Raw genomic sequence first — 25,227 nt, forward strand, 5'->3', positions numbered from 1 at the left:
CGGGCTCAGCCCCGGTCGGGGGCGCTGATCTCCCGCAGCTGACCGTCGGCCAACCGCAACCACCGCTGCACGCCGATCTCGGCGAGGAACCGTTCGTCGTGGCTGACCACCACGAACGCACCCTGGTACGCGGACAGCGCGCTCTCCAGCTGGGCGACGCTGACCAGGTCCAGGTTGTTCGTCGGCTCGTCGAGCAGCAGCAGTTGCGGCGCCGGCTCGGCGCAGAGCACACAGGCGAGGGTCGCGCGCAGCCGCTCGCCGCCGGAGAGCACCCCGACGGGCAGATGGATCCGGGCGCCCCGGAACAGGAACCGGGCGAGCAGGTTCATCCGCTTGGCGTCCGGCAGGCTCGGCGCGTACGCGGCGAAGTTCTCCGCCACCGTACGGTCGAGGTCCAGCAGGTCCAGCCGCTGCGACAGGTACGCGATCCGTCCGTCGCCACGCTTCAGCTCACCGCCGGACGGTTCGAGGTCGCCGTTGACGAGGCGCAGCAGTGTCGACTTGCCGACGCCGTTCGCCCCGGTGAGCGCTATCCGCTCCGGCCCCCGGATCACCAGCTCAGCGCCGTCGCCGCCGAACAGCTCCCGGTCGTCGAAGCGGGCCCGCATCCCGTGCCCGGCGAAGACCGTGCGCCCGCCCGGGACTGTGGTGTCCGGCAGGTCGACGGTGATCCGGTCCTCGTCGCGGACGGCCCGCCCGGCCTCGTCGAGCCGGGCCTTGGCCGAGCCGAGCCGCGCGGAGTGGGTCTCCTGCGCCTTGCCCGCCGACTCCTGCGCGCTGCGCTTCAGCCCACCGGCCACGATCCGCGCCAGACCGGCGTTCTTCAGGTTCTTGGAGGCGTTGCTGGCCCGCCGGTCGGCCCGCTCCCGGGCCTGCTGCATCTCCCGCTTCTCCCGCTTGACCTCCTGCTCGGCGTTGCGCAGGTTGCTCTCGGCCACCTCCCGCGCCGCCTGCACCGCCTCGGTGTACGCGGTGAAGTTGCCCCCGTACCAGCGGATCTCGCCCTGTTCCAGCTCGGCGATGCGGTCCATCCGGTCCAGCAGCTCCCGGTCGTGGCTGACCAGCAGCAGGCACCCCGACCAGTCGGTGAGCACGTCGTAGAGCTTGTGCCGCGCCTCCACGTCCAGGTTGTTCGTCGGTTCGTCGAGCAGCAGCACGTCCGGACGGCGCAGCAGCTGCGCCGCCAGGCCGAGGGAGACCACCTGGCCGCCGCTGAGGGTGTGCAGCCGCCGGTCGAGAGACAGCTCGCCCAGGCCGAGCCGGTCCAGTTCGGCGCGGGTGCGCTCCTCGATGTCCCAGTCGTCGCCGATGGTGGCGAAGTGCGCCTCGCTGGCGTCGCCGGCCTCGATGGCGTGCAGCGCCGCGATCCGCTCGGCGACGCCCAGCACCTGCGCCACAGTCAGGTCGCCGGCCAGCGGCAGGGTCTGCGGGAGGTAGCCGAGCAGACCGTCGACGGTGACGCTGCCGCCGCTGGGGCGCAGCTGCCCGGCGATCAGCCGCAGCAGGGTGCTCTTGCCAGCCCCGTTGGGGGCGACCAGCCCGGTGCGACCGCCGGGAACGGTGAAGGACAGCTCCGAGAAGACCGGGGTGTCGTCCGGCCAGGAGAAGGACAGGTTCGAGCAGACAATGAACGCATCAGACATGCGAGTGACCTCAAAGGGTGGGTGGGCGCGCCTAAGCCGCCCGACGACACGGGGACCTGTGGAACGACGGCATGGCCACGGTGGCCGCGCCTACGCGCGCCGAACCGATGGCCGAACATGTCCGGTCTCACCCGGAGATGTCGTCGTCACCCGCCATGTCTGGTCTCCCTTGTCGTACCGCTGACCCAACTCGGCAAGTCTACCAACGGATCTTCCGTCCGCCACCGGGTTCCGACCCCACGCCGCCGCACGGCGTCGTCAGTCGGCGAGTTCTGATGACGGCCTCGATCACTGCCAGGTTGACGATCCAGGCCAGGGTCTGGCCAACTGGAATCATCGAGGGCGCTTGTGCGCCGTAGCGCAGGGCGCCGCTGACGTCGATGCGGCTTTTGTGGATGTCCAGGGCCAGGTACGGGTACGCCAGCACCAGGCTGACGACGACGGCGGTGGCGAGCAGCAGCCAGGGCGTTCGTTTCTGCATGCCTCAGCGTGTCCGACGACGCGGTCTCCCGCGTCCGCCCTACGACGGCCGGCGCGTACGTAAAGCCGCGTACGGCCAGGGCTCCGCCAGGGGGTTGGCCGTTGCCGGCGTCAGCGGTCCACGGTGAGGCCGGCGCGGATGCCGAAGACGACGAGTTGGGCCCGGGTACGGGCGTTCAGTTTCATCATCGCCCGACTTGCGTGGGTGCGTACGGTTGCCGGGCTCAGCGAAAGTTCTCGGGCGATCTCCTCGTTGGTGCAGCCGGTGGTCACCCAGGCCACAACCTCCCGCTCCCGGTCAGTCAGCGTGTCGATGCGGGTGATGCCGCCGCCGGGCTGGCTGAACAGCGACACCACCCGCCGGGTTACCGACGGCGACAGCAGCGCCTCGCCGGCCGCCGCCACCCGGACCGCCCGGACCAGGTCCGCCGGTTCGGTGTCCTTCAGCACGAAACCAGCGGCCCCGGCCTGCAGCGCCTCGAAGATGTACCTGTCGATCTCGAAGGTGGTCACCACGATCACCCGGGTGCACGCGAGGTCAGGCTCGGCCGCGATCGCCCGTAGCGTCGCCAGGCCGTCCAGGCCAGGCATTCGGACGTCCAGCAGCAGTATGTCCGGCCGCACGTGGCGTACCACCCGTAGCGCGTCGTGCCCGGAGGCTGCCTCACCCACCACGGCCAGGTCGTCCTCCCGGTCGATGAGCACTCGCAGACCCAACCGCACCAGTTCCTCGTCGTCGGCCAGGGCCACCCGAATCACCCGGCACCCCCCACCGGTAGCCACGTCGTGACCTGGAAACCACCGCCGGTCCGCGGGCCGGCGGTGAATCGACCGCCGACATCCTCGACTCTGCGGCGCAGCCCTAACAACCCTCGTCCCCCCGTCGCGGCACCGTCGGCGGCACCCCGCCCACGGTCACCGACCTGCACCAACACGTAGCCGTCGGCCGGTGTCACCTGAACGTCTGCCGTGGTCGGTCCGGCATGCCGCAGCACGTTCGTCAACGATTCCTGTACCACCCGGTACGCCACCGCGTCGACCTCATCGGCGAGCGCTACCTCGGTCATCGTCACCTCCACCGGCAGACCGGCCGCGAGGATCTCGTCAACGAGGGCACCGACACCGGCCAGCCCCGCCTCCCCGTCACGCGGATGGAACGCGTCGAGCATGCCGCGCAGGCCGGCCAACGACACGCTGCTGGTGGCCTTGATTGCCTCCAACGAGGCGCGCGCCTGGTCGGGGCGCTCGTCGAGCACCAACAACGCGATCCCGGCGTGCATCGCGATCAGCGCGAAGCCGTGTCCGGCGACGTCGTGCACCTCGCCGGCCAGCCGTACCCGTTCGGCCGCGGCTGCCCGGGCCACGAGATCACGTCTGGCCCGCTCCCGGGCCACCGTCGTGAGGTGCACAAGCGCGCCCAGCGACCACGGCAGCACCACCCAGCCAGTCCATCCCATGGCGAGCACGACGGGCTGGTGCAGGTGCGGCATCGGACGCAGCAGCACCGTCGCCGAAGCGGTAAGCGCCGCGATCCCGCACACAGCGGCTGACACTCGCAGCGGCCGGCGTCTGGCGACCTCGAACATGGCGACCACCATGCACAACTGCACCGGCCCGTACGGGTAGCCGGCCAGCAAGTAGGCACTGACGGTCAGCATGGCTCCGGCAAGTGCCCAGACCGGCGCCCGGCGCAACCCCACCGTCGCCAGTGCCGCCGCCGAGACCAGCGAAATCCCCCAGAAGTCCAGGTCCGCATCCGCGGTGCCCTGCCTGCGGGCCGCACCGATAGTGCCGGCGACGAGCACCGCCGCCGACCCGACCGTCCACATCAGGTCCACCAGATGTGGGAACGGCCGGGGTCCCGGGGCGCCCGTCGTGTTCCTCACCTCGCACGAGCCTGCCACGCTCCGACCATCGCCACGATCCCCGAAATCGCGGCGAAAACCAGCCCGATTGACATCACCACGTTGCCCGCGACAGTCCCCAGATTCTCCGATCGGAAATTCGGCGTCAGTTGGCCGGCCGCCCACCCGCCCAGGACGATCCACAGCGAGATCAACACCGAGAACACCGGTGCCCACCAGCGCCGGACGGTGAACACCACCAGGGCACCGCACACCACGATGAAGACGATCCCCGGCGGGAACACTGGGAACTTGCCGGGGTCGGCGATCCACTGGATGAGCAGTCCCAGGATGCCCACCACCAGACCACACAACGACAGCCTTGTGCTTCTCGGTGCCGCCGCCACTCTCGCCATGATCGCGCTCACCGTCGAGGTCCTTCCATCTCAGTGTCGTGTCGTTCGTCTGGATCAGATGTCCGGGCCGACACGGATCTGTGCCGCCAGACGGCGGCGATCCCGAACGCGACAGCCGCGGCGAATCCGGCCACCTGGAGCCATCCCGCGCAGAACTGGACGGGTTCCGTCGGGGTACCGAGCCGATCCACGAAAGAGGCGTCGGAGAATCCGCCGAAGAGAAACAAGACGCCCGTCAGCACCGCCAACAACGGCATGAACCGCCACCTGACGGCCGCCACCATGGCGGCCACCCCCAGGTAGATCAGCGGCCCCGGGCCGTCGTAGCCGGCTATGAGGCTGCGGGACTCCACAATCTCGGGACCAGCGTCGCCGATCGCCGCCACGACCAGCGTCACACAGGTCGCGACGGCCCAGCGGCGGCGAACCGTCTTCGCCATGGATTGATCGGTCACGGCTCGACTATCCGCCGCCCAGCCGGGATCGACGTCAGCCCACGGACGGCTCGGCTCTACGCAAATCTGCGTAGCCGGCGCGGGCGCCGGGGCCCGTTCAGCGGGGGCGGTATTCGACTTCCGGGCGGCCGGGGGTGCCGTAGCGGGGGCTGCGGACCACCCGGTCGACGGTGACCAGATACTCCAGGTAGCGGCGGGCGGTCACCCGGGAGATGCCGGTCAGCGTGCTCACCTCGGTCGCGGACAACCCCACCTCGGTGCGGGTCCCACCGCCGAGGGCGGCGCGTACCCGATCGAGGGTCTGCGCGTCGAGTCCCTTGGGCAGGCTGAGCCCGGCGGCGCCGCGCAGGGTGGCGAACATCTGGTCCACCTCGTGCTGGGCGGCGACCTCCCCGTCGGCGAGGGCCTGCGCGCGGTAGTCGGCGTACCGTTCCAGCTTGTCGCGGAACGCGGCGAACGTGAACGGTTTGAGCAGGTAGTGGGTCACCCCGAGGGACACCGCGGTGCGCACCACGGTCAGGTCCCGGGCGGAGGTCACCGCGAGCACGTCGACGCTGCTGCCGGCGGCCCGCAGCGCCCGGCACACGTCCAGGCCGTGCAGGTCGGGCAACCGAAAATCCAGGAGTACGAGGTCCACGTCGCCGCCGTCGTTGGCGCGCAGGGCCGCCATCGCCGCCCGCGCGGTGTGCGCCACCCCGACCACCACGAAACCGGGAACCCGTTCGGTGTACGCGGAATGCGCCTCGGCGAGCAGCGGCTCGTCCTCGACGACAAGCACCCGGATGTCGGTCATGAGCGCTCACCTCCGCTCGGCAGGCGGACGGTGAACAGGCTGCCGCCGTCGTCCGAGCGACCCACCTCGTAGCTGCCGCCGTGCCGGCGGACCACCTGCCCGACCAGCGCCAGGCCGAGGCCCCGGCCGGTGCTCTTGGTGGACCAGCCGCGCCGGAACGCGTCGGCCACCCGCTCGGGGGCCAGCCCGGGGCCGCTGTCGGCCACCCGGACCAGCAACTCGTCGTCGACCTCGCCGACGAAGACCCGCACCCGGCGTGGCGGCGGCGTACCGGCTACCGCCTCCAGGGCGTTGTCGACCAGGTTGCCGACAACGGTGAGCAGGTCGCCGGTCGGCAGTGGGCTGTCGTCGAGGCGGCAGTCCGGCTCGATGACCAGGTCCACCCCGCGCTCGCCGGCCTGCGCCGACTTGCCGAGCAGCAGCGCCGCCATCGCGGGCTCGGTCACCGCGCCGACCACCCGGTCGGTCAGTTGCTGGGCGAGGGCCAGGTCCCGGGTGCCGAGCCGGACGGCCTCGTCGGGGCGGCCCAACTCCACGAGGGTCAGCACGGTGTGCAGCCGGTTGGCCGACTCGTGGGTCTGCGCCTGCAACGCCTCGGTCAGTGCGCGCACCGAGTCCAGCTCACTGGCCAGGGTGCGCAGCTCGGTCTGGTCGCGCAGGGTCAACACGGTGCCGAGCACGGTGCCCTCGAAGTGGGTGGTCCGCTGGTTGGCGACAAGCACCCGGTCACCGGCCAGGACGGGCTCGTCGCGGGCGTCGCGCCCGGAGTCGAGCAGTTCGGCCACCGCGGGCGGCAGGTCGATCCCGGCGACCGGCTTGTCGATCACCGGCGCCTCCCCGTCGAGCCCCACCAGCCGGCGACCCTCGTCGTTGATCAACGCGACCCGTCGGTCGGTGGTCAGCACCACGAGACCCTCGCGCACCGAGTGCAGAACCGCGTCGTAGTACTCGTACATCCGGGTCATCTGCGCGGGACCGAGGCCGTGCGTCTGGCGGCGCAGGCGGCGACTCAGCAACCAGGAGCCGGTCGCGGCGAGCGCCAGTGCCGGCGCGGCGACACCCAGCAGCACCGGCAGCTGACGCAGCAGCTTGCGGTTGATCGCGCGGGTGGTGATGCCCACCGAGACCAGGCCGACGATGCGCCGCCGCTCGTCGTACACCGGAACGACAGCGCGCACCGACTCGCCGAGCGTCCCGACGTTGGTGGTGGTGAACGGGTGGCCCGCCAGGGCGGGCCCGATCTCGCCGACGAACGGCTCGCCGATCCGGTCCTGGATCGGGTGCGAGAAACGGGTGCGGTCGGGGGCCATCACCACCACGAAGTCGGTGCGCGTGGCCTGTCGGGTCGATTCGGCGTACGGCTGAAGGACCCTCGCGGGGTCGGCGGTCGTGAGGGCCGCACGGACGTCGGGGGAGCGGGCCACGGTCTGCGCCACCGCGAGCACCTCCTGCTCGGCGGCCTGGCGGGAGTCGCTGCGGGCCAGCCAGACGGCGCCCGCCGCGCCGGCCAGCACGAGCAGCGTCACCACCACCGCCTGGAGGGCGAAGAGCTGCCCCGCGATGCTCCACTGGCGTCGGGCCACCCCCACCACCTCCTCGTCGCGCCGCGGTCGTTGTCGCGTCTGGTGAACAGAATGACCGCAAGGCTGTCAACGGGTGAGACGCGGTTCACATTGTCGACATGGACACCACCGCATCCGCCACCACACCGGCACCGGCGGTCCGCCGGGACCGTACCCGTTACCTGTACCTCGCCGTCATCGTGGCCGTGCTCGCCGGCATCGTGGTTGGCCTGGTCGCCCCCGATTTCGGCAAGGAACTCAAGCCGATCGGCACCGGCTTCGTCAACCTGATCAAGATGATGATCAGCCCGGTCATCTTCTGCACCATCGTGCTCGGCGTCGGCTCCGTCCGGCAGGCCGCGAAGGTCGGCAAGGTCGGCGGTCTCGCCCTCGGCTACTTCCTCACCATGTCGACTGTCGCGCTCGCCATCGGCCTGGTGGTCGGGAACCTCATCCACCCCGGCTCCGGCCTGAACCTGGGCCAGGACCTCGCGGGCGCGGGCAAGGCCGCCGCCGGCGACGAAGCCGCCGGTACGACGGAGTTCCTGCTCGGGATCATCCCGACCACGATGCTCTCCGCGCTCACCGAGGGCGAGGTGCTCCAGACGCTGCTGGTGGCGCTGCTCGTCGGCTTCGCCGTCCAGGCCATGGGCCGGCGCGGTGAGCCGGTGCTCGGCGCGATCGCTGTCATCCAGCGCGTCGTCTTCAAGGTCCTCGCCATGATCATGTGGCTGGCGCCGGTCGGCGCGTTCGGTGCCATGGCCGCCGTGGTCGGCGCGACCGGCGTGGACGCCCTCAAGAGCCTCGCCCAGATCATGCTGGGCTTCTACGCGACCTGCCTGATCTTCGTGCTGGTGTTCCTCGGCGCGCTGCTCTGGTTCGTAGCCCGGATCTCGATCTTCTCGCTGCTGCGCTACCTCGGCCGGGAGTTCCTGCTGATCCTGTCGACCTCCTCGTCGGAGTCGGCGCTGCCGCGGCTCATCGCGAAGATGGAACACTTCGGGGTGAGCAAGCCGGTCGTCGGCATCACGGTGCCGACCGGATACTCGTTCAACCTGGACGGCACGGCGATCTACCTGACCATGGCGTCGCTGTTCATCGCCGACGCGCTGGGCAACCCGCTCTCCATCGGCGAGCAGGTGTCGCTGCTGCTGTTCATGATCATCGCGTCGAAGGGCGCGGCGGGGGTGACCGGCGCCGGCATCGCGACGCTGGCCGGTGGCCTCCAGTCGCACCGACCGGACCTCGTCGACGGCGTCGGCCTGATCGTGGGCATCGACCGGTTCATGTCGGAGGCCCGTGCGCTCACCAACTTCGCGGGCAACGCGGTGGCGACGGTGTTGGTGGGCACCTGGACCGGCGAGTTCGACAGGAACCGGGCGGTCGGCGTGCTGCGCGGCGACGACCCGTTCGACGAGGCCACCATGCTCGACGAGCACGACGAGGACGAGTCGACCGCGCGCCCCGACGAGGCGTCCGCGCCGGCCGGCGTCCCCGCCTGACCATGGTCGACTCCAGGTCAGCGATATCGGGGTATCCGAGCGTGTGGGACACCCCGATATCGCTGATCTCGTGTCGATCACCCGCCCGTGCGGCGAATTTTAGGCGGGTCCCCAGGACCGAACGCTGTCTTTACGGCTGCGGTGGGGGAGGGGCGAGCCAGGCGAGCGGTTGCCCTGCGAGAGCGGCGTCGGCGAGGCGTTGGGCGGAGGCGGTCTTGAGGGCCGCACGCGAGCTGTCGATCCAGCGTTGGACGTTGTCGATGCCCTGGTGGCGATACTCAACTGCTTGAACAAGGCATTCCAGTTTGTCGGCGTCGCGGGCGACGATGGCTTCCAGACTCTCCTGGGCCTCGTACTCGGTGACGGCAGCCGTGATCGTGTCGGCGACGGCAGGCGGGCAGTCGGCGACCTGGTCGGCGGTGACGGCGGTGTTCGGTGCTGCGCTGAGGTAGCGCTTGGCGATGTGGGGAATGTCAGTGATCCGGGTTTCCTGAGTGTCGTGCAGGACGCACATCATCGACACGCGGGCTGGGTCGGCGCCTTCCATCGCGGCCAGCATCATGCCGATCAGGGCCGTGCGAAACGAATGCTCGGCAATGGACTCGGGATGCTTGACGCCAGCGAACCACCAGCCGGTGCGAGCTGCACGCTTGAGGACGCCTGCCTCGAAGATGAAGTTCATGACGCCGAGGGCGTTGTCGTGCTCGTTGCTCATCTGCCCGTCCCTGTGCCGGTAAGTCCGTCGGTGCGCAGGCTGTAGACGATAGACGTTAGTTCTCTTCGGGACTGCTCCGAGATTGAGTCGCCGTCGAGGAGGGCGGTACTCCGTTCGATGAGTGACCGGCCGACTGCGGGGTGATCGAGCGCGAGTTGGCGTCGGGCGGTGAGTAGTGCCCAGGTGTTGTGAATGTTGAGGTCCACGAAGGCGCGGCTGTCGTCCAGGCGTTCGACCAGGTGTCGCAGGAGTCGAGAGCCACGCCAATCGGAGAGGGCTACCGGCATGAAGGAATCATCGCGCTGACGGTAGGGAACCTCGCCGACCCAGTAGGCCGAATAGTTGAGGGCGGCGCGTTCGCAGGCGTCGTCTGGGTGTGCCCGGGCGATAAAGTCCCGTAGGGGCTCGGGGTCACCCTGGTTCGCAAGAGATGTCGCCACTGAGCGGGCGTCGGGCCACAGCGGCGTCCACGTGTGAAACCGCGTAGGTGGACGGGAGTTCCTCGCGTTGCGTTGCGTCAGCCAGGCCGCAGAGGTGCCCGTGGGGTCCGCGCCGGCCAGGAAGCACGCCTGCCGGTGGAGTACGACATGCGGATTGCGACGGCTGACGGCGCGTTCGGCAAGGACGCGGAGGTGCGTGAAGAAGGTGGCGCGTTCGTCGACGGGTATCAGTGGACCGGCGGCCACGGGCCCACGCCGGCGGCCACGGATCATGAGGTCTCGCAGAAACGTGGGTGGTTGCCCGAGCACCGCCCAGAGGACGAGGTCGGTCAGGCGCTGGGTAAGCACCGACCAGCCCAGCGGCTGCTGGGCGACGTCGATCCGTTCGACTTGGGGGTCGAGGATCGCCGCCAGAATGAAGTCGGCCTCGGCAGCATCGTCGAGAGCGTCCAACAGGACGGTGTTGGCGCCCAGCGTGGTCAGTTTCTGTCGGATCGCGATTGCCTGGCCGAACGCGACTGAGGTGAAGGGCCGCCGTCCCGATTCCCAACTCTGGACTGTCGTCCTCTCCACACCTAACGCAATCGCAAGGTGCTCCTGAGTCGCGGGGACGGATTCGCGGATCAGCTTCAGCAGATAACCGGTTACGCCGCCGCGTCGGCAGTGCGCTTGCCCCTGGTTGGCCATCCTGACATCCCTACGTTGACCGTTGGTCGACGTTTCAGTCCCGGCGTATGCGTAGACCGATACGGCCTGGCCTGGTCACTCGTACTGCTGGTGAGTCCAGCCGACGCCCTGGTGATCGTAGCGTCATAAGCACCGGACGTTCCGTAACCGGCCCCGCCGGAGTGGGTCGGTCATGTCGTGCTGCCCGACCCGGCCAAGGGAGACATCGATGAAGGACACCTCACTGCCAAGGCAGCAAGTTACCTACGACCAGTATCTGTCAGCGGTTGCGATGACCCTGGCCCGGCGGCACCGCCCCGTGTGGTCGTGGCGCAGATGGCGTTGGACATGCCGGTGCGGCGCAGACCTTCCCTGCCGAATTCGGCACCGCATCCCGATCAGCCGAGGCCACTGGCCGAGGGAGCAACAGTGAACGGCGGCCGGGAGCGCCGGAATACCAACACGCGACCGCAGGATCAGATGCAGAGGCTTCCATGAGCCATCACGGGCCGGTGTTACCAATCTGGAGTTGCGGCGCGTGCGACGCGCCGTGGCCGTGTCCGACCCGACGGCGTGAACTGAGCGCAGAGTTCGACGGGGCTCCGCTGTCGCTTGCCCTCTACATGGGCGCGCAACTGGCCCGCGCGTCAGCCGACCTGGCCTGGGCACCCGCAGAGGCGCTGCATCGGCGCTTTCTGGGCTGGATGCGGTGAGCATCGTTCGGGCGGGAGACGAGAAGTTCCACTACAGCGACGGGTCGCACAGGTGGATCCCGCCCAGCCCCGACTATGACCAGGAGGTCTGGGACGAGCAGGTCCGCCAGCACAAGCAGGGTCACCTGCGGAACGAGCATCCGAAGGTCCGCATCCAGCGCCTCGTGTGACGCGTCGACCCACGTCAGCTCGTTGCCGCCAGGGCCGCCGCGCAGAACTCGGCTGGCGGCAGGTATTCGTGGGCCGCTATGTAGTGGAGCAGCTCACCCGAGTCCCGGACGCAGATTTCGCAGTAGTGGTGCCCGCGCGTCTGACGGACCCGCGTCGTGGCCAGCTCCCTTAGGGCTGGCATCAACCCGTCGGTAGGAGCGCCGGTCGGAAACGGATGTGAGGCGTGCAGCCAACCGACGTTGAGCAGCGGCAGATCCGGCCGCGGCTCGTCTTCGTCATGCCGCTCCAGGTACCTGTACGGCGTCAGGTCTGCGAAGTGGGTCACGGATCCTGTCGACCCGGTGCGCTTGACAGCAGATGTGTGAGCGTTAACATCGACAAGCACCACTGCTTGTCGAACCTGGTCGGCGCTGCTGTTGGAGGTCCGATGACGCTCGTCCTCGCGCGTTCCACCGCACGGCGGATAGCCGGGCTCACGGTTCTGATCGTGGTGCTCACCGTCGGCCTCACCGCCATCTCCCCGAAGCCGGTCGCAGCGTGGGACAACGGCACGGCGGATACCCCGCCGATGGGTTGGAACAGCTACGACTCGTTCAACTGGCGCGTCACCGAGGCGGACGTACGGGCCAACGCCGACTACATGCGCGACAACCTGCGCCAGCACGGCTGGCAGTACGTCGTCATCGACTGGGCCTGGTACTACCCGGGCCAGCACAACAACAGCCCCAACCAGGACGCCAACCTCAACCCCCGGCTGCGGATGGACGCCAACGGGCGGTTGCTGCCGGACACCACGCGGTTTCCCTCGGCGGCGGGCAGCAACGGGTTCAAGCCCCTCGCCGACTACGTGCACGCCCAGGGGCTGAAGTTCGGCGTCCACCTGATGCGCGGCATCCCGCGGCAGGCGGTCGCCGACAACGTGCCGATCCTCGGCACCAACTGCCGGGCCAACCAGATCAACAACACCACCACCGCGGCCTGGCTCAACCTGATGTGGGGCCTGAACATGTCGAACGCCTGCGCACAGGCGTACCTGGACTCGGTCTTCCAGCTCCTGGCCGGCTGGGGTGTCGACTTCGTGAAGGTGGACGACATCGCGGCCCCGACCTACCGGCAGGCCGAGGTCGAGGGTTACCGGACGGCGATCCAGCACAGCGGCCGGCCGATGGTACTGAGCCTCTCGCCCGGCGCGACACCGCTGGCCAGTGGCGCGCACGTGCGGGACAACGCGCACATGTGGCGCATCGTCAACGACCTGTGGGACAACTGGTCGTCGCTCGACGCGCTCTTCGACCAGTTGCGCAACTGGACGCCGTACCGGACGACGGGCGCCTGGCCCGATCCGGACATGATCCCGATCGGGCGGCTGTCGAAGTACGGCCCGGTCGGCGCACCCCGCTACTCCGCGCTCACCGCCGACGAGCAGCGCACGCTCATGACCCTGTGGTCGATCAACCGGGCGCCGCTGATGTGGGGCGGCAACCTGGTCGAGAACCGCGCCGCCGAGCTGGCGTTGATGACGAACGCGGAGGTGCTCGCCGTCGACCAGAACAGCGCCAACAACCGCCAGCTCGTCGGCGGCACCCGGCAGGTGTGGGCCGCCGACGTTCCGGGCACCGACCACCGGTACGTGGCGCTGTTCAACCGCGAGAGCGCCACCGCCACCGTCTCGCTGAACCTGGCCGACCTGGGCATCGGCTCGGCCACCGTCACCGACCTGTGGTCCGGCGCCGGCCTCGGCACCGCCACTGGCACGTTCACCCGCTCCCTGCCCGCCCACGGCAGCGGCCTGTACCGGGTGGCGCCGCTGACCACCACCCCCACGCCGACCACCTACACGGTGGCCGCGCGGCACAGCGGCAAGCTCCTCGACGTCTTCAACGCGTCCACCTCGGATGGCGCCAACGTGGTGCAGTGGTCCGCGAACGGGCAGGCCAACCAGCGGTGGCGGTTCCAGGACGCCGGTGGTGGCTACTCCACTGTGACAAGCGTCAGCAGCGGCAGGTGCCTCGACGTGTACGGCGGCGCGAGCGCCACCGCCGACGGCGTCCGGGTCATCCAGTGGGCCTGCAACGGCGGCACCAACCAGCAGTGGCGCGTCGAGGACCTCGGGACCGGCTACGTCAGGCTGGTCGCCCGCCACAGCGGGAAGTGCCTCGACGTGTCGAACGCCGCCACGGCGGACGGCGCGCAGGCAGTGCAGTGGACCTGCGGCACCGGCACCAGCCAACAATGGCGACGCACCACCGTGTAGCGCCTCAGTGGCGGCGTGCCCGCCACATCGCCTCAGTGGCGGCGTGCCCGCCACATCGCCTCAGTGGCGGCGTGCCCGCCACATCGCCTCAGTGGCGGCGTGCCCGCCACATCGCCTCAGTGGCGGCGTGCCCGCCACATCGTGTGCTCTCTCGATATCGCTGTCTCAGTGTCGTCGACGAACTGCGACAGTTCGGCTTCCGAATTGATCCGGGTGGCCAGCGACCCCATGGCGGCAAGCTCCTGGCTGGCCAGGGCGTAGGCCGTGGCCACCGCGGCGTGTTGCCTCGTCTGCGTCCACGCCGCACCGGCCGCGACCGCCGCCGCGGCTATCCCCAGCAGGTCGACATCGATGAGCCCGGCGGCCCTCGACATCGCCAGGGTCACTCCGACGATCTCCAGCACGAGCATGCTTACCGACCAGCGTGACGCGCGCGCCCGATTCGACAGTGATCGCTCGGCGTACCAGGCCCGCTGGCCCTCGAGGCGGCCGGTCAGGTACGCGGCCCGGCGGTCAACGAGCGAGCTGGCGCGTAGTGACCGCATCCCGTCGGTGATCTGTTGGCCGGTCACGGCGGGGGCCGCCAGCCCGGCGGCGGACATGTCCCAGGTGAGGCCCAGCAGTCGGTTGGTGAATTCCTCGACACATTCCGAGTCGCTCCGCGACCGCGGGAACGGCTGCGCCGCGGTGGCGAATCGCCACGTCAGAGACTTGATGGACTCCGAGAGGGCCCGTCCCACATACCACTGCTCGGTGGGGCGGTTGGTGAGCAGGAAGACCTCGACGATCGAGGTGGCGGCAAACGCGCCGGCGGCGAGCGCCGGACCCAGGACGACGGCGTCGAGCTTCCAGGTGGCGACTCCCGCGACCGCGGCCAGCAGCAGCAGGGACAGCCGCAGCGCCATCAGGGTTGCGAACATCCGCTGCCCGCGCTGTGACTCGTTAGACACGGCCCGCTGGAACGGCGGAAGATCCTCGGCGTTCAGCATGGCGTTGACCTCCCGACGGAACCCTCACTAGACAGTAGAGGGTCAGGCCCACCAGGACCGCCATCGGGATCGACGATCGTCGACCACGGGAGTGGCGGCCTCTGGACGGTGATTCGTCGCGAAAGCCGCCGCCACCGGCAGGCTCCGAGCGAGAATGGTTGATCGGGAAGGGGTGCTGCGACGAACCGGGGGAGCAGGCGTGCTCGCAACCAGCCTGCTCGGCCGGCTCCGCCGCCGTGACCCGGGATATGCCGTCCTGCGGCGAGGGGCACGGCTGACCCTCGTCGCGTCCGTGGTCTTCTACGGCTGCCGGTACGGCGCGGGCAGTTCGGTGCTCGCCACCTACGGCCTGTTCGGCGCCATCGCCGCCGGGTCGTTCGCGCAGTTGCCCGGTCCGGCGCCGCAACGGGCGCGAATCCTCGTCACGGCGCTACCGGCGGTCTGGGCGCTGATCGCCGCGGGCTCGTTGCTGGCCTGGAGCACGTGGTCGGCCGCGGGCGGGATGCTGGTCATCGGGTTCGTCGTGGCGTTCGCCGGGGTGGGCAACCCGCGGCTGGTGGGGTTGGCCAGCGCGTTCCAACTCTTCTACATCCTGGCGTCCTTTCCGCCGTACCAGCCGGGCACCCTGCCGGAGCGACTCGGCGGCGTCACGCTCGCCATCGTGCTGCTCGCCGCGGCGGAGGTGCTCCTCTGGCCCGATCCGGTGCCGGTCTCCTACCGGCAACGCCTCGCCGTCGTGGCGGACGGCATCGCGGCGTTCCTCGACGTCGCCGCCGAGAGGTTGACCGACCCGCACGCCGGCCCGGGTGGTCGGGACCCACGGCGCGAGCGGGCGTACGACCTGGTGGCCTCCATCGAATTGAGTCGCAACCCCCCGGAGTGGGCACCGAGCGCGGCGGGCGTCCAGGACCGGGCGTTGCGGATCTGCGCGTCCGCGCTCCGCGAGGCGCTCGCCGAGGCGGACCGGTTGGCGGCGGACGCCCCGCCCGAGCCGGTGGGGAATCTGACGGCGGCACGTCTGCTGCGCTCGTGCGCGCACACCACCCGCGCCGCCGGCCGGGCCCTGGCACCGGGTGCGCCGCCGGTGGGTCTCGACGACCTGGACGCCGCGATCGGGCGAGCCGAGACGGCGTACCGCGCCGCCGAGGGCGACGGTGACGACGCGCCGGACGTGTCCCGGTTGTGCCGGGACGCGACGGCGCTGGCCCTGGCCGACCAGACCCGGGTCTTCGCCGTCGGCGTCCGGGTGGCCACCGGGTCGCGGACCGACGGTGGGGACACCCCCGCGGGGCTCTTCGAGTACGCGCGGCACAGCCCGTGGCGGCTGTACTGGTGGCAGTTCAGCTCCCACCTGGCACCCCGCTCGGCCCACCTGCACAGCTCCCTGCGGCTGGCCGTGGCGCTCGCCATCGCCCGGGTGGCCGCCGGGGTGCTGCACCTGACCCACGGCTTCTGGGTGCTGCTGGCCACCCTCACCGTCCTGCGTACCTCGGCCGCCGACACCCGCACCGCCCTGCGGCCGGCCGTGCTGGGCACGATCGCCGGTGCCGTCGTCAGCGGCGGGGTGATGCTCGTCGTCGACCAGCCGATCGTGTACGCCGTCGTCCTGCCGGTGACCCTGCTGCTCGCCTTCGGCCTCGGTCGCCTGCTCGGTCCGGTCTGGCAACAGGCGCTGTTCACCCTGCTGCTGACTGTCGTCTTCGCCCAGCTCAGCCCCGAGGGGTGGCGGCTCGCCGAGACCCGCCTCGTCGACGTGCTGCTCGGCGCGGTGATCGGCGTGCTCGCCGGTGTGGCGATGTGGCCGCGTGGGGCGAGCCACGACCTGCGGCACAACGCGACCCGCTATCTGGGGGCCAGCGCGGATGCCGTCGAGCAGACCGTGCTGGCGATCCTCGGCGGTGCGCCGTCTCCCGACCGGGCCCTCGACCGGGTCCGGCGCCGAATGATCCTTGTCGACTCGTCGTACTGCCAGTACCACTCGGAGCGCCACCATCCGCACCGGCAACAGGTCAACTGGGACGCGGTCCTGAGCGCCGGGCACCACGTGGTGCCCGGCGCGGAGTCGCTGCTGCGCCGCAACCCGCCCGGCTGCCTCGCCGGCTGGCCGGCGGCGGACGCCCTGCTGCGGGACTCCGCCGCGCGACTGCGCTCGGCGTACGACGACGTCGCCCGCGAGGTGGCGCACGACAGTGCCACGGGTCCGACGTCCGCCCCGACGGGCTGCGCCGACGAACTGGACCGGGTCCGCCCGCTGCTCAGCGGGGCCGACCCACAGTCGGTTCGCCATCTGGTGGAGGTCGACCGGTGGCTCACCGGCCTCGCGGCCAGCCTCGCCCGAATCCGTCCACCGGACGGCGGGCCGGCCCCGATGTGACCGATCCGGTGCCCCAACCAGTCATGGAGTGTGGGAGTCCACCGGATCACGGGAGTGAGTCATGGATCAGAACCTGCGGGTGCTCTTCGACCGGGCCATGGTCGACGAGCCCACACTGTCGTCGACCGGCCTGGCCGGCGAGGCGATGGCCGCCGGCACCAGCCTGCGCCGACGCCGACAGCGCCTGGTGACGGCAGGCGCGGCGGCCGTGGCCGCCATCGCGGCGGTCGGGGTGGTGAACGTGGCGACACCGGCGCAACGGTCGGCCCCGGAGCGGACGACCGTGCCGGCGGCGTTCGGCATGCTCGTCAACAAGGCGTGCGAGTTTCCCGCCCGGACGACCGCGACCGACGCTTCGGTCTTCCTCACCGACGACATCACCGATCAGCAGCGCGACGCTGTCAATCGCGCGCTGGAGGCGGATCCGGCGGTCCGGACCGTGGTGTTCGAGAGCCGCGAGGAGGCTTTCGCGAAGTTCACGAAGATGTACGCGGACGCCCCCGAACTCGTCGCCAGCGTCCAGCCCAGCCAACTGCCGGAGGCGTTCCGGATCACGCTCGCCGCGCGGTGGCATTTCGCGAAGCTGACGGGCCCGGTCGAACGCCTGCCCGGTGTCGACGAGGTGGTCGGCATCGACTGCCCCGCCGGCACGAGCGCGTCGGCGGTCGACTGATGGCGGGTGTCCGCTGGGGCGCGGCCCGACGGCGCGAGCAGACCGCCCGGCAGGCGGAGTTCACCGCCTTCGTCGAGGCCACCGCGCCCAGACTGCGACGGACCGCGTACCTGATGTGCCGCGACTGGCACCTGGCGCAGGACCTGACCCAGACCACCTTCGCCAAGATGTACGCGAACTGGGGCCGGATCCGGCACACCACGAACCTCGACGCGTACAGCCGTCGCGTCCTGATGAACGCCGTCTTCGACCAGGCGAAGCGGCGCAGCGCCACCGAGCTCGTGCTGGCCGAGCTGCCCGAGGCGTCGCCCCGACGGCTCGACGACACCGCGGAGTTGCACGTCACCCTACTTTGGGCGTTGGCCACCCTGCCCCTACGGGACCAGGCCATCGTCGTGCTCCGGCACTGGGAGGACCAGAGCGTCGAGGCCGTCGCCGGCACCCTCGGCGTCTCGGTGTCGGTGGTCAAGACGCAGAACGCCCGGGCGCTGACCAGGTTGCGGGCGGTGCTCGGCCAGGACTTCGTCCGGATCTGACAGGCCGCCGGTCGCGGATTGGTCGTGCCCGTCCGCCGCCGCCTCGCCTAGCGTCGACGAGATGGAGATCGAGCAGGCGCAGCAGCTGTGGCAGCCGGAGCCCGGCTGGTTGAACACCGCCTCCTACGGGTTGCCGCCCGAGCCGGCGTGGACGGCACTACAGGACGCCCTGGGCGCGTGGCGGGTCGGCCGCACGTCGTGGGAGGGCTGGGGTGAGGCGGTGCACCGGTCCCGTACCGTGTTCGCCGACCTGATCGGGGTGCCCTCCGGTGACGTCGCGGTCGGCGCGGCAGTGTCGCAGATCCTCGCGCCGGTCGCGGCGGCCCTGCCGGCCGGGGCGACGGTGGTGGTTCCCGAGGTCGAGTTCACCTCGAACCTGTTTCCGTGGCTGGTGCAGGAGGAGCGCGGGGTCAAGGTCCGTACGGTGCCGCTGGATGCCCTGGTCGACGCGATCGACGGCGGCACCGACGTGGTCGCGTTCAGCCTGGTGCAGTCGGCCGACGGGGCTGTGGCGGCGTACGACGAGATCGTGGCCGCGGCCCGCGCGCACGGCGCGTTGGTGGTGGTGGACGCGACCCAGGCGTGCGGCTGGCTGCCGTTCGACGGGACCCGGGCCGACGTGGTGGCCGTGGGCGGCTACAAGTGGCTGATGAACCCGCGCGGCACCGCGTTCGCCTATCTGGCCCCGGCGCTGCGGGACCGGCTGCGCCCGGACGCCGCCGGTTGGTACGCGGGCCGCGACCCGCACGCCTCCTACTACGGCCCGCCGCTGCGGCTGGCCGACGACGCCCGTCGGTTCGACATCTCACCGGCCTGGTTCAGCTGGGTCGGCGCGGCGCCGGCGCTGGAGTTGGTCGCCGAGATCGGCGTGCCGGCGATCCGGGCGCACGACGTGGCGCTGGCCAACCGGTTCCTGACCGGGCTGGGCCGGCCGCCGGGGGAGAGCGCCATCGTCAGCGTCGACGTGCCGGACGCGGAGCAGCGCCTTGCGGCGGCCGGCATCCGCGCGGCGGTCCGCGCCGGACGGGTCCGTGCCTCCTTCCACCTCTACTCCACCGAGGCCGACGTGGACGCGGCGCTGGAGGCGTTGACGGGATGACAGCGCTCAGGCGAGGTGACCACCGATCTTGGTGTAGCCGCGCAGCAGGTCCCGCGAGATGATCAGCCGCTGCATCTCGTCGGTGCCCTCGAAGATCCGGTAGAGGCGGACCTGCCGGTACCAACGCTCGATGGGCAGTTCCCGGGTGTAGCCCATGCCGCCGTGGATCTGGAGCACCCGGTCGACCACCCGGTTGACCATGCCGGCGCCGTAGAGCTTGCCCATCGACGACGCGTGCCGGGGATCCAGGCCCTGGTCGACTGTCCACGCCGAGCGCAGCACCAGCCACCGGGCCGCCTCCAGCTCGGTCTCCGAGTCGGCGATCATCCACTGGATGGCCTGGTTGGTGCCGATCTTCGTGCCGAACGTCTCCCGGGTGTTGGCGTGGTCGATGGCCATCTGCAACACCCGCTCGGCGATGCCGATGGCGTGTGACGGGATGGTGTAGCGGCCCTTGCCGATCCACTCCATGCCCAGCGTGAAGCCCTGCCCGATCTCGCCGAGGATGTTGCGGTGCGGCACGCGGACGCCGTCGAAGATGAGCGACGCGGGCCCGCCCTCGCCCATTGTCTGGATGAACTCCGAGCGCCAGCCCATGCTCCGGTCCACAAGGAAGGCGGTGGCCCCGCCGTTGCGGGCGCCCTTCTCCCGGTCGGTCACCGCGACCACGATGGCGAAGTCCGCGTCGTGGCCGCCGGTGATGAACGTCTTCTCGCCGTCCAGGACCCAGTCGTCGCCGTCGCGACGCGCGGAGAGCCGGATGTTCGCGGCGTCCGAGCCGGCCCCCGGCTCGGTGATCGCGAAGCAGGAGCGCCGCTCGCCCTCGATGGTCGGGATGAGGAACTCCCGCTTCTGCTCCTCGGTGGCGTGGAACAGGATGTTGTCGGCCTCGCCGCCGAAGCGGAACGGCACGAACGTGCGGCCCAGCTCCGTCCAGATCAACGACTGGAGTACGGCCGGCAGGTTCATCCCGCCGTACTCTTCCGGGGTGGCCAGGCCCCAGAAGCCGAACTTGCGGGCCTTGAGTTGCAGCTCACGCACCTCGGAGTGCTCCAGGCCCGGCTGGTGCGCCCGCTCCCGGCGGAGCACCAGGGCTTCCAGGGGCATCACCTCGCGGCTGATGAACGACCGGACGGTGTCCCGCACCGCCCGCTCCTCGTCGGTAAGCGAAAAGTCCACGGTGGTCCTCCTGGCGTCGGAGCTGCCGGTCACCCTTAAACTAGCGGTGCAAGTTTTGTCCCGTCCAGACCCCCACCGCCGAGACCCGCGAGGAGCGCAGTGCCCCGACCCCGCCAGCCTCGGCTCAGCCGGCAGCTGATCGTCGAGACAGCGACAGCGCTCATCGACGCCGAGGGCCTGCCCGCCTTCTCCACCCGGCGGCTCGCCGCCGAGTTGGGCGTCCGCGGGCCGTCGCTCTACAACCACTTCGCCACCAAGGACGAGATCCTCGACGCGGTCGCCGACACCGTCACCGGCGCCGTCGACACCAGCGGCTTCGCCAGCCGGGACTGGGCCGCCGCGCTGCGCGACTGGGCCTGGTCGTACCGGCGGGCGCTCACCGCGCACCCGAACATCGTGCCGTACCTGGCGCAGGGGCCGGGCCGCCGACCGGCCGCCCTCGCCATGGCCGACGCCGTCTACGGCGGGCTGGTCCGCGCCGGCTGGCCGCCCGCCCGCGCCACCCACATCGGCGCCGCCCTGCGCTACTTCGTGGCCGGGTCGGCGCTCGGCTCGTTCGCCCGCGGCTTCGTCGAGGACCCGGAGCTGTACGCCGCGCACTACCCGCACCTGCGGCAGGCGCACCGGCTCGCCGAGCACCAGCAGAGCGTGGACGAGGGCGCCTTCGCCCTCGGCCTGGACGCGTTGCTGCACGGTCTGGCGGCCGAGTACGCCCGCACCGTCGACCCGGTGGAGTCCGCCCGGCCGAGCGGGTAGCGTCCAAACTCCCAGCGCTAGTTTCATCGCCCGTCGCGACTCCGTCGCCATTGCCCGCCGCGATCCGCCGCCCCCGCCCGTCGCCCACCCCCGAAGGGACGCCATGGACCTCGCCGCCCCGCCGTCGCAGCTGCCCGACACCCTGCGCCTCCGGCGTCACCTGCACATCGGCGGCGAGTGGGTCTCTCCCGCCGGCACCGACGTGCTCGACGTGGAGAATCCGAGCACCGGCGAGCCGGTCGGGCAGGTCCCCGCCGGCACGGCAGCCGACGTGGATCGCGCCGTCGCCGCGGCCCGCGCCGCCTTTCCCGGCTGGGCGGCCACCGCTCCCGCCGAGCGTTCCGCCCACCTCGACCGGTTGCACGCCGCGCTCGCCGCCCGCGCCGACGACCTCACCCGCACCATCGCCGTCGAGCTGGGCTCGCCGCTTCGGTTCGCCACCCGCGTACAGGTCGGGCTGCCGTTGACAGTGCTGCGCGACCACGTCGCGCTCGCCGCCCGACCACCCGTCGAGGAGAGCGTCGGCAACTCGCTCGTCGTCCGGGAGCCGATCGGCGTGGTCGGTGCGATCACCCCGTGGAACTACCCGCTGCACCAGGTGCTGGCGAAGCTGGCGCCCGCGCTGGCCGCCGGTTGCACGGTGGTGCTCAAGCCCAGTGAGTTGACCCCGTTGACCGCGTACCTGCTGTTCGACGCGGTCACCGAGGCCGGGTTGCCGCCGGGGGTGCTCAACCTGGTCCCCGGCACCGGGCCGGTGGTCGGTGAGGCCCTGGCCGGGCACCCCGACGTCGACCTGGTCTCGTTCACCGGCTCCACCGCCACCGGCGCCCGGATCATGCGGGTGGCCGCCGACCGGATCGCCCGGGTCGCGTTGGAGCTGGGCGGCAAGTCCGCAAACGTGATCCTCCCCGACGCCGACCTGGCCAGCGCGGTCAAGGTGGGCGTCGGCAACGCGCTGCTCAACTCCGGGCAGACCTGCACCGCGTGGACCCGGATGCTCGTGCACCGCGACCGGTACGCCGAAGCACTCGACCTGGTCGCCACGGCGGTGGCCGGCTACCGGCTCGGCGATCCGTTCGATCCGGCCACGCGGCTCGGCCCGCTGGTCTCCGCCGCGCAGGCCGAGCGGGTGCGCGGCCACATCGACCGGGCGCTGGCCGACGGGGCCCGGCTGGTCGCCGGCGGCCCGGACGCTCCGGTGCCGGCCCAGGGGCACTTCGTGGCCCCGACCGTCTTCGCCGACGTGCATCCCGACAGCGCGCTCGCCCAGGAGGAGGTCTTCGGCCCGGTCCTCGCCGTCCTCCCGTTCGCCGACACCGACGAGGCGGTCGCCATCGCCAACAACTCGCGGTACGGGCTGGCCGGCGCGGTCTGGTCCGCCGACACCGAGGCGGCGCTGGCGGTGGCCCGGCGGCTGCGCACCGGCGCTGTCGACATCAACGGCGCCCCGTTCAATCCGCTCGCTCCGTTCGGCGGCTACAAGCAGTCCGGCCTGGGCCGGGAGTTGGGCGTACACGGGCTTGCCGAGTTCTGCGAGCTGAAGGCGATCCAGCGATGAGCGCCCCCGAGCCGTCCCCGGCCGCGCCGGTCACCGTCCGCGCGCTCGTCGCGCGCGAGGCCGGTGCCGAGCTGCGCATCGAGCGGGTACGCCTGCCCGCGCCCGGCCCCGGCGAGGTGCGCGTGACGATCCGCGCCGCCGGCGTCTGCCACTCCGACCTGTCCATGGTGAACGGCACCATCGCCGCGAGGTTCCCGCTGGTGCTCGGGCACGAGGCGACCGGCGTGATCGCCGAGGTCGGGCCGGGCAGCGGTCTGCGGGTCGGCACCCCGGTGGTGCTCAACTGGGCGCCGGCCTGTCGGGCCTGCTGGTGGTGCCGCAACGACGAGCCGTGGCTCTGCGCCGACACCACGGCCCCGACAGTGCCGCGTGGCGAGACCGACGACGGTCTCCCGCTGCACCTGACCCTCGGCCTCGGCGCGCTCGCCGAGGCGGTGGTGGTGCCCGAGAACGCCGTCATCCCGATCCCCGCCGGTCTGCCCCCGGAGCGGGCCGCGCTGCTCGGCTGCGCGGTGCTCACCGGTGTCGGCGCGGTCCACAACACGGCCCGGGTGGCGCCCGGTGAGTCGGTTGCGGTGATCGGGCTCGGCGGGGTCGGGCTCGCCGTGCTCACCGCCGCCCGCCGGGCCGGGGCCACGACGATCCTCGCTGTCGACGTCGCCGAGGCCAAACGGGACCTGGCCGTCGCCGCGGGGGCGACCGACTTCCTGCTCTCCGACGACCGGCTCTCCAAGGAGGTACGGGCGCGTACCGAGGGCCGGGGCGTCGATCACGCCTTCGAGTGCGTGGGCCGCGCCGCCACCATCCGCGCTGCCTGGCGGCTGACCCGGCGCGGGGGAGTCGTGACAGTAGTCGGCATGGGCGCCAAGGACGACATGGTCAGCCTCGGCGCGCTCGACATCTTCCACTCCGCCCGTACCCTGCGGTCCTCGGTGTACGGCTCGTCCGACCCGGACCGCGAGGTGCCGGCGCTGGCTGCCGAGCTGGCCGACGGCGCGCTGGATCTGCGCGCGTTGGTCAGTGGCACGATCCCACTGGACGACGCGCCCACGGCGTTCGCCCGGCTGGCGCGGGGCGAGGGCGCTCGCTGGGTGGTCACCCTGGACTGAGCCGAGCGGATCCGCCGCGGTCGCGCACCCGGCCGCTCGTCACATCCGCGCCCGCAGCACGTCGACCTCGCAGCCTGGCGACGAGGGGTCGAAGCCGTGCTCGACCAGCCAGCGGATTGCCAGCAGGCTGCGTAACGACCACCACGCCCGGATCAGGTCGAGGTCGACGTCGGCGCCGTAGCCGGCCACGACGTCGCCGAGGCGTTCCTCGTGCCCGAGCGTCAACGTGGCGAGGTCGAACAGGGCATCGCCCCGACCCGCCTCGGACCAGTCGAGCACGCCGGTGATCTCGTCACCGTCGACGAACACATGGGCGATCTGCAGGTCGCCGTGCGTGAACACCGGTGTCCACGGCCGGAGCGCGGCCTCGGCGACGTGGCGGTTGCGGGTGACCAGGTCGATGGGGAGAACGTTGTTCGTGACGAGCCACTCGCACTCGCCGTCGAGCTGTGTGGCCAGCTCGTCGAGGCTTCGACCGGGCCAGGGCGGCAGCGGCGCATCGTGCAGCGCCCGTACGGTGGCGCCCGCCGCGGCCCATGCTGTAGACGACGCGGCGGACGGCTCGCCGAGGCGACCCAGCGCCCGCCCGGGCAGGGCGGCGAGCGCGAGGACGGGCGGCCTGCGCCAGAGGACCTCGGGGGTCGGGACCGGCGCTATCGCCATCGCCTCGACCTCGACGTCGGTGCGCCCCAAATCGGCGTCAATCTTCAGGAACACGTCGCCGACGCGCAGGGTCGCGCGTTCGCGGTGGGCGACGACGACGTCGACCTCCTGCACGGCGGCCATTATCGTGACCCGACCATCGGCATTCCACGGGTTTGTCGGAGACACGTGGCGTGCGTGGCCGGGTGCCCTGGGCTGACTCCGGAAGGGCCAACCCTGGGCACCCGGGCGACAGGACCAGTGCGGCGGGTCAGAACGGTGGCGCGTCCTCGCCCATCAGCGCCAGCACGACGCCGCCCTTGCCGCTCTTGAGGCCCTGGACCACGACCTTGCCGGTGCTGCCGTTGGGCAACTCCAGGGTGAAGGTCTTTCCGATCGCGTTCTTGGGGCCGTTGCCGGCGCTGTTGGCCGGTCGGAAGTCGCCCGCCCAGGGCGGAGTTCCGCCCTTACGAGCTGGTTCGGCGAAGAGCGCGGCGGTGCCGGGAGTCCTGGTGCCGTCCGCGGAGAGGAGCACTGAGGCGCTGCGATAGGTAGCCATATGCGCCAAGGCTAACCCGGAGCGGGCCCGTTCGCGGCACCACAGTTGGCCGCGCCGGCGATTCGGGTCCGATCCGTTGCGCTCGCCGCCATACCTAGC

Annotated in this window: 25 protein-coding genes; 10 read left to right on the forward strand and 15 right to left on the reverse strand. The window is 71.2% G+C overall.

Features of this window, described 5'->3' with window-relative positions; translation table 11 throughout:
• Nucleotides 1-5: 5 nt before the first annotated feature.
• From abc-f to ACQPWW_RS12130, 8 genes are all read right to left on the reverse strand, one after another.
• The gene (gene abc-f / locus ACQPWW_RS12095) at nucleotides 6-1,643 is read right to left on the reverse strand and encodes a ribosomal protection-like ABC-F family protein (RefSeq protein WP_433132121.1); all 1,638 of its coding nucleotides are present in this window, start codon (nucleotides 1,641-1,643) and stop codon (nucleotides 6-8) included.
• Nucleotides 1,644-1,842: 199 nt separating this feature from the next.
• The gene (locus ACQPWW_RS12100; RefSeq protein ID WP_433132123.1) at nucleotides 1,843-2,124 is read right to left on the reverse strand and encodes a hypothetical protein; all 282 of its coding nucleotides are present in this window, start codon (nucleotides 2,122-2,124) and stop codon (nucleotides 1,843-1,845) included.
• Nucleotides 2,125-2,234: 110 nt separating this feature from the next.
• The gene (locus ACQPWW_RS12105) at nucleotides 2,235-2,882 is read right to left on the reverse strand and encodes a response regulator (RefSeq protein ID WP_433132125.1); all 648 of its coding nucleotides are present in this window, start codon (nucleotides 2,880-2,882) and stop codon (nucleotides 2,235-2,237) included.
• Nucleotides 2,879-4,009 carry a sensor histidine kinase gene (locus tag ACQPWW_RS12110; protein ID WP_433132128.1) on the reverse strand — a complete coding sequence of 377 codons (1,131 nt, stop codon included), beginning with the start codon at nucleotides 4,007-4,009 and terminating at the stop codon, nucleotides 2,879-2,881. Before ACQPWW_RS12110 ends, ACQPWW_RS12105 begins: the two co-directional genes overlap by 4 nt.
• On the reverse strand, nucleotides 4,006-4,395 hold the full coding sequence (locus ACQPWW_RS12115; RefSeq protein ID WP_433132130.1) for a hypothetical protein: 390 nt from the start codon (nucleotides 4,393-4,395) through the stop codon (nucleotides 4,006-4,008). Before ACQPWW_RS12115 ends, ACQPWW_RS12110 begins: the two co-directional genes overlap by 4 nt.
• Nucleotides 4,392-4,781 carry a hypothetical protein gene (locus ACQPWW_RS12120; RefSeq protein ID WP_433132132.1) on the reverse strand — a complete coding sequence of 130 codons (390 nt, stop codon included), beginning with the start codon at nucleotides 4,779-4,781 and terminating at the stop codon, nucleotides 4,392-4,394. Before ACQPWW_RS12120 ends, ACQPWW_RS12115 begins: the two co-directional genes overlap by 4 nt.
• Nucleotides 4,782-4,935: 154 nt before the next feature.
• Complete coding sequence (locus ACQPWW_RS12125; RefSeq protein ID WP_433132134.1) at nucleotides 4,936-5,631, reverse strand: response regulator; 696 nt, start codon at nucleotides 5,629-5,631, stop codon at nucleotides 4,936-4,938.
• Nucleotides 5,628-7,214 carry an ATP-binding protein gene (locus tag ACQPWW_RS12130; RefSeq protein ID WP_433132136.1) on the reverse strand — a complete coding sequence of 529 codons (1,587 nt, stop codon included), beginning with the start codon at nucleotides 7,212-7,214 and terminating at the stop codon, nucleotides 5,628-5,630. Before ACQPWW_RS12130 ends, ACQPWW_RS12125 begins: the two co-directional genes overlap by 4 nt.
• A gap of 98 nt (nucleotides 7,215-7,312) precedes the next feature.
• Between ACQPWW_RS12130 and ACQPWW_RS12135 the strand changes: the two genes are divergently transcribed.
• On the forward strand, nucleotides 7,313-8,695 hold the full coding sequence (locus ACQPWW_RS12135) for a cation:dicarboxylate symporter family transporter (protein ID WP_433132138.1): 1,383 nt from the start codon (nucleotides 7,313-7,315) through the stop codon (nucleotides 8,693-8,695).
• Nucleotides 8,696-8,825: 130 nt separating this feature from the next.
• Here the strand turns inward: ACQPWW_RS12135 and ACQPWW_RS12140 are convergent, their stop codons facing one another.
• Both ACQPWW_RS12140 and ACQPWW_RS12145 read right to left on the reverse strand, forming a co-directional pair.
• Nucleotides 8,826-9,410, reverse strand: coding sequence for an HD domain-containing protein (locus ACQPWW_RS12140; RefSeq protein ID WP_433132140.1), 585 nt, complete (start codon nucleotides 9,408-9,410; stop codon nucleotides 8,826-8,828).
• Nucleotides 9,407-10,537: a transcriptional regulator gene (locus tag ACQPWW_RS12145; RefSeq protein ID WP_433132142.1), complete on the reverse strand. Its 1,131-nt coding sequence runs from the start codon at nucleotides 10,535-10,537 to the stop codon at nucleotides 9,407-9,409. The genes ACQPWW_RS12140 and ACQPWW_RS12145 overlap by 4 nt, the downstream gene beginning before the upstream one ends.
• 688 nt (nucleotides 10,538-11,225) lie before the next feature.
• On the opposite strand from ACQPWW_RS12145, the gene ACQPWW_RS12150 reads away from it, so the two are divergent.
• On the forward strand, nucleotides 11,226-11,399 hold the full coding sequence (locus ACQPWW_RS12150; RefSeq protein ID WP_433132144.1) for a hypothetical protein: 174 nt from the start codon (nucleotides 11,226-11,228) through the stop codon (nucleotides 11,397-11,399).
• A 14-nt stretch (nucleotides 11,400-11,413) separates the two neighbouring features.
• On the opposite strand, the gene ACQPWW_RS12155 is transcribed toward ACQPWW_RS12150, so the two are convergent.
• Nucleotides 11,414-11,725, reverse strand: a complete 312-nt coding sequence (locus tag ACQPWW_RS12155) for a hypothetical protein (RefSeq protein WP_433132146.1) — start codon at nucleotides 11,723-11,725, stop codon at nucleotides 11,414-11,416.
• Between the two features lie 102 nt (nucleotides 11,726-11,827).
• Here ACQPWW_RS12155 and ACQPWW_RS12160 point away from each other — a divergent pair, with 102 nt between their 5' ends.
• Nucleotides 11,828-13,654, forward strand: a complete 1,827-nt coding sequence (locus tag ACQPWW_RS12160; protein WP_433132148.1) for an alpha-galactosidase — start codon at nucleotides 11,828-11,830, stop codon at nucleotides 13,652-13,654.
• Between the two features lie 116 nt (nucleotides 13,655-13,770).
• On the opposite strand, the gene ACQPWW_RS12165 is transcribed toward ACQPWW_RS12160, so the two are convergent.
• On the reverse strand, nucleotides 13,771-14,643 hold the full coding sequence (locus ACQPWW_RS12165) for a DUF4231 domain-containing protein (RefSeq protein WP_433132149.1): 873 nt from the start codon (nucleotides 14,641-14,643) through the stop codon (nucleotides 13,771-13,773).
• Between the two features lie 199 nt (nucleotides 14,644-14,842).
• On the opposite strand from ACQPWW_RS12165, the gene ACQPWW_RS12170 reads away from it, so the two are divergent.
• From ACQPWW_RS12170 to ACQPWW_RS12185, 4 genes are all read left to right on the forward strand, one after another.
• A complete protein-coding gene (locus tag ACQPWW_RS12170) occupies nucleotides 14,843-17,017 on the forward strand; it encodes an FUSC family protein (RefSeq protein ID WP_433132151.1) in 2,175 nt (724 codons plus the stop codon).
• Nucleotides 17,018-17,078: 61 nt separating this feature from the next.
• Entirely contained in the window at nucleotides 17,079-17,690 is a 612-nt protein-coding gene (locus tag ACQPWW_RS12175) for a permease-like cell division protein FtsX (protein ID WP_433132153.1), read from the forward strand.
• On the forward strand, nucleotides 17,690-18,226 hold the full coding sequence (locus ACQPWW_RS12180) for a SigE family RNA polymerase sigma factor (protein WP_433132155.1): 537 nt from the start codon (nucleotides 17,690-17,692) through the stop codon (nucleotides 18,224-18,226). Before ACQPWW_RS12175 ends, ACQPWW_RS12180 begins: the two co-directional genes overlap by 1 nt.
• Before the next feature lie 61 nt (nucleotides 18,227-18,287).
• Entirely contained in the window at nucleotides 18,288-19,325 is a 1,038-nt protein-coding gene (locus ACQPWW_RS12185; RefSeq protein ID WP_433132157.1) for an aminotransferase class V-fold PLP-dependent enzyme, read from the forward strand.
• A gap of 6 nt (nucleotides 19,326-19,331) precedes the next feature.
• Here ACQPWW_RS12185 and ACQPWW_RS12190 read toward each other — a convergent pair whose 3' ends face one another.
• Nucleotides 19,332-20,504, reverse strand: a complete 1,173-nt coding sequence (locus ACQPWW_RS12190) for an acyl-CoA dehydrogenase family protein (RefSeq protein ID WP_433132159.1) — start codon at nucleotides 20,502-20,504, stop codon at nucleotides 19,332-19,334.
• 99 nt (nucleotides 20,505-20,603) lie between these two features.
• On the opposite strand from ACQPWW_RS12190, the gene ACQPWW_RS12195 reads away from it, so the two are divergent.
• The 3 genes from ACQPWW_RS12195 to ACQPWW_RS12205 all read left to right on the forward strand — a co-directional run bounded on the left by ACQPWW_RS12195 (nucleotide 20,604) and on the right by ACQPWW_RS12205 (nucleotide 23,927).
• Entirely contained in the window at nucleotides 20,604-21,260 is a 657-nt protein-coding gene (locus ACQPWW_RS12195; RefSeq protein WP_433132161.1) for a TetR/AcrR family transcriptional regulator C-terminal domain-containing protein, read from the forward strand.
• A 103-nt stretch (nucleotides 21,261-21,363) separates the two neighbouring features.
• Nucleotides 21,364-22,818: an aldehyde dehydrogenase family protein gene (locus ACQPWW_RS12200; protein WP_433132163.1), complete on the forward strand. Its 1,455-nt coding sequence runs from the start codon at nucleotides 21,364-21,366 to the stop codon at nucleotides 22,816-22,818.
• The gene (locus ACQPWW_RS12205) at nucleotides 22,815-23,927 is read left to right on the forward strand and encodes an alcohol dehydrogenase catalytic domain-containing protein (protein WP_433132165.1); all 1,113 of its coding nucleotides are present in this window, start codon (nucleotides 22,815-22,817) and stop codon (nucleotides 23,925-23,927) included. The genes ACQPWW_RS12200 and ACQPWW_RS12205 overlap by 4 nt, the downstream gene beginning before the upstream one ends.
• Before the next feature lie 39 nt (nucleotides 23,928-23,966).
• Here ACQPWW_RS12205 and ACQPWW_RS12210 read toward each other — a convergent pair whose 3' ends face one another.
• Nucleotides 23,967-24,713 carry a phosphotransferase family protein gene (locus tag ACQPWW_RS12210; RefSeq protein ID WP_433132167.1) on the reverse strand — a complete coding sequence of 249 codons (747 nt, stop codon included), beginning with the start codon at nucleotides 24,711-24,713 and terminating at the stop codon, nucleotides 23,967-23,969.
• 127 nt (nucleotides 24,714-24,840) lie between these two features.
• Nucleotides 24,841-25,128 carry a hypothetical protein gene (locus ACQPWW_RS12215; RefSeq protein WP_433132169.1) on the reverse strand — a complete coding sequence of 96 codons (288 nt, stop codon included), beginning with the start codon at nucleotides 25,126-25,128 and terminating at the stop codon, nucleotides 24,841-24,843.
• Nucleotides 25,129-25,227: the final 99 nt, after the last annotated feature.

Origin of the sequence: Micromonospora sp. CA-240977, assembly GCF_050942285.1 — a bacterium.
Lineage (GTDB): Bacteria > Actinomycetota > Actinomycetes > Mycobacteriales > Micromonosporaceae > Micromonospora.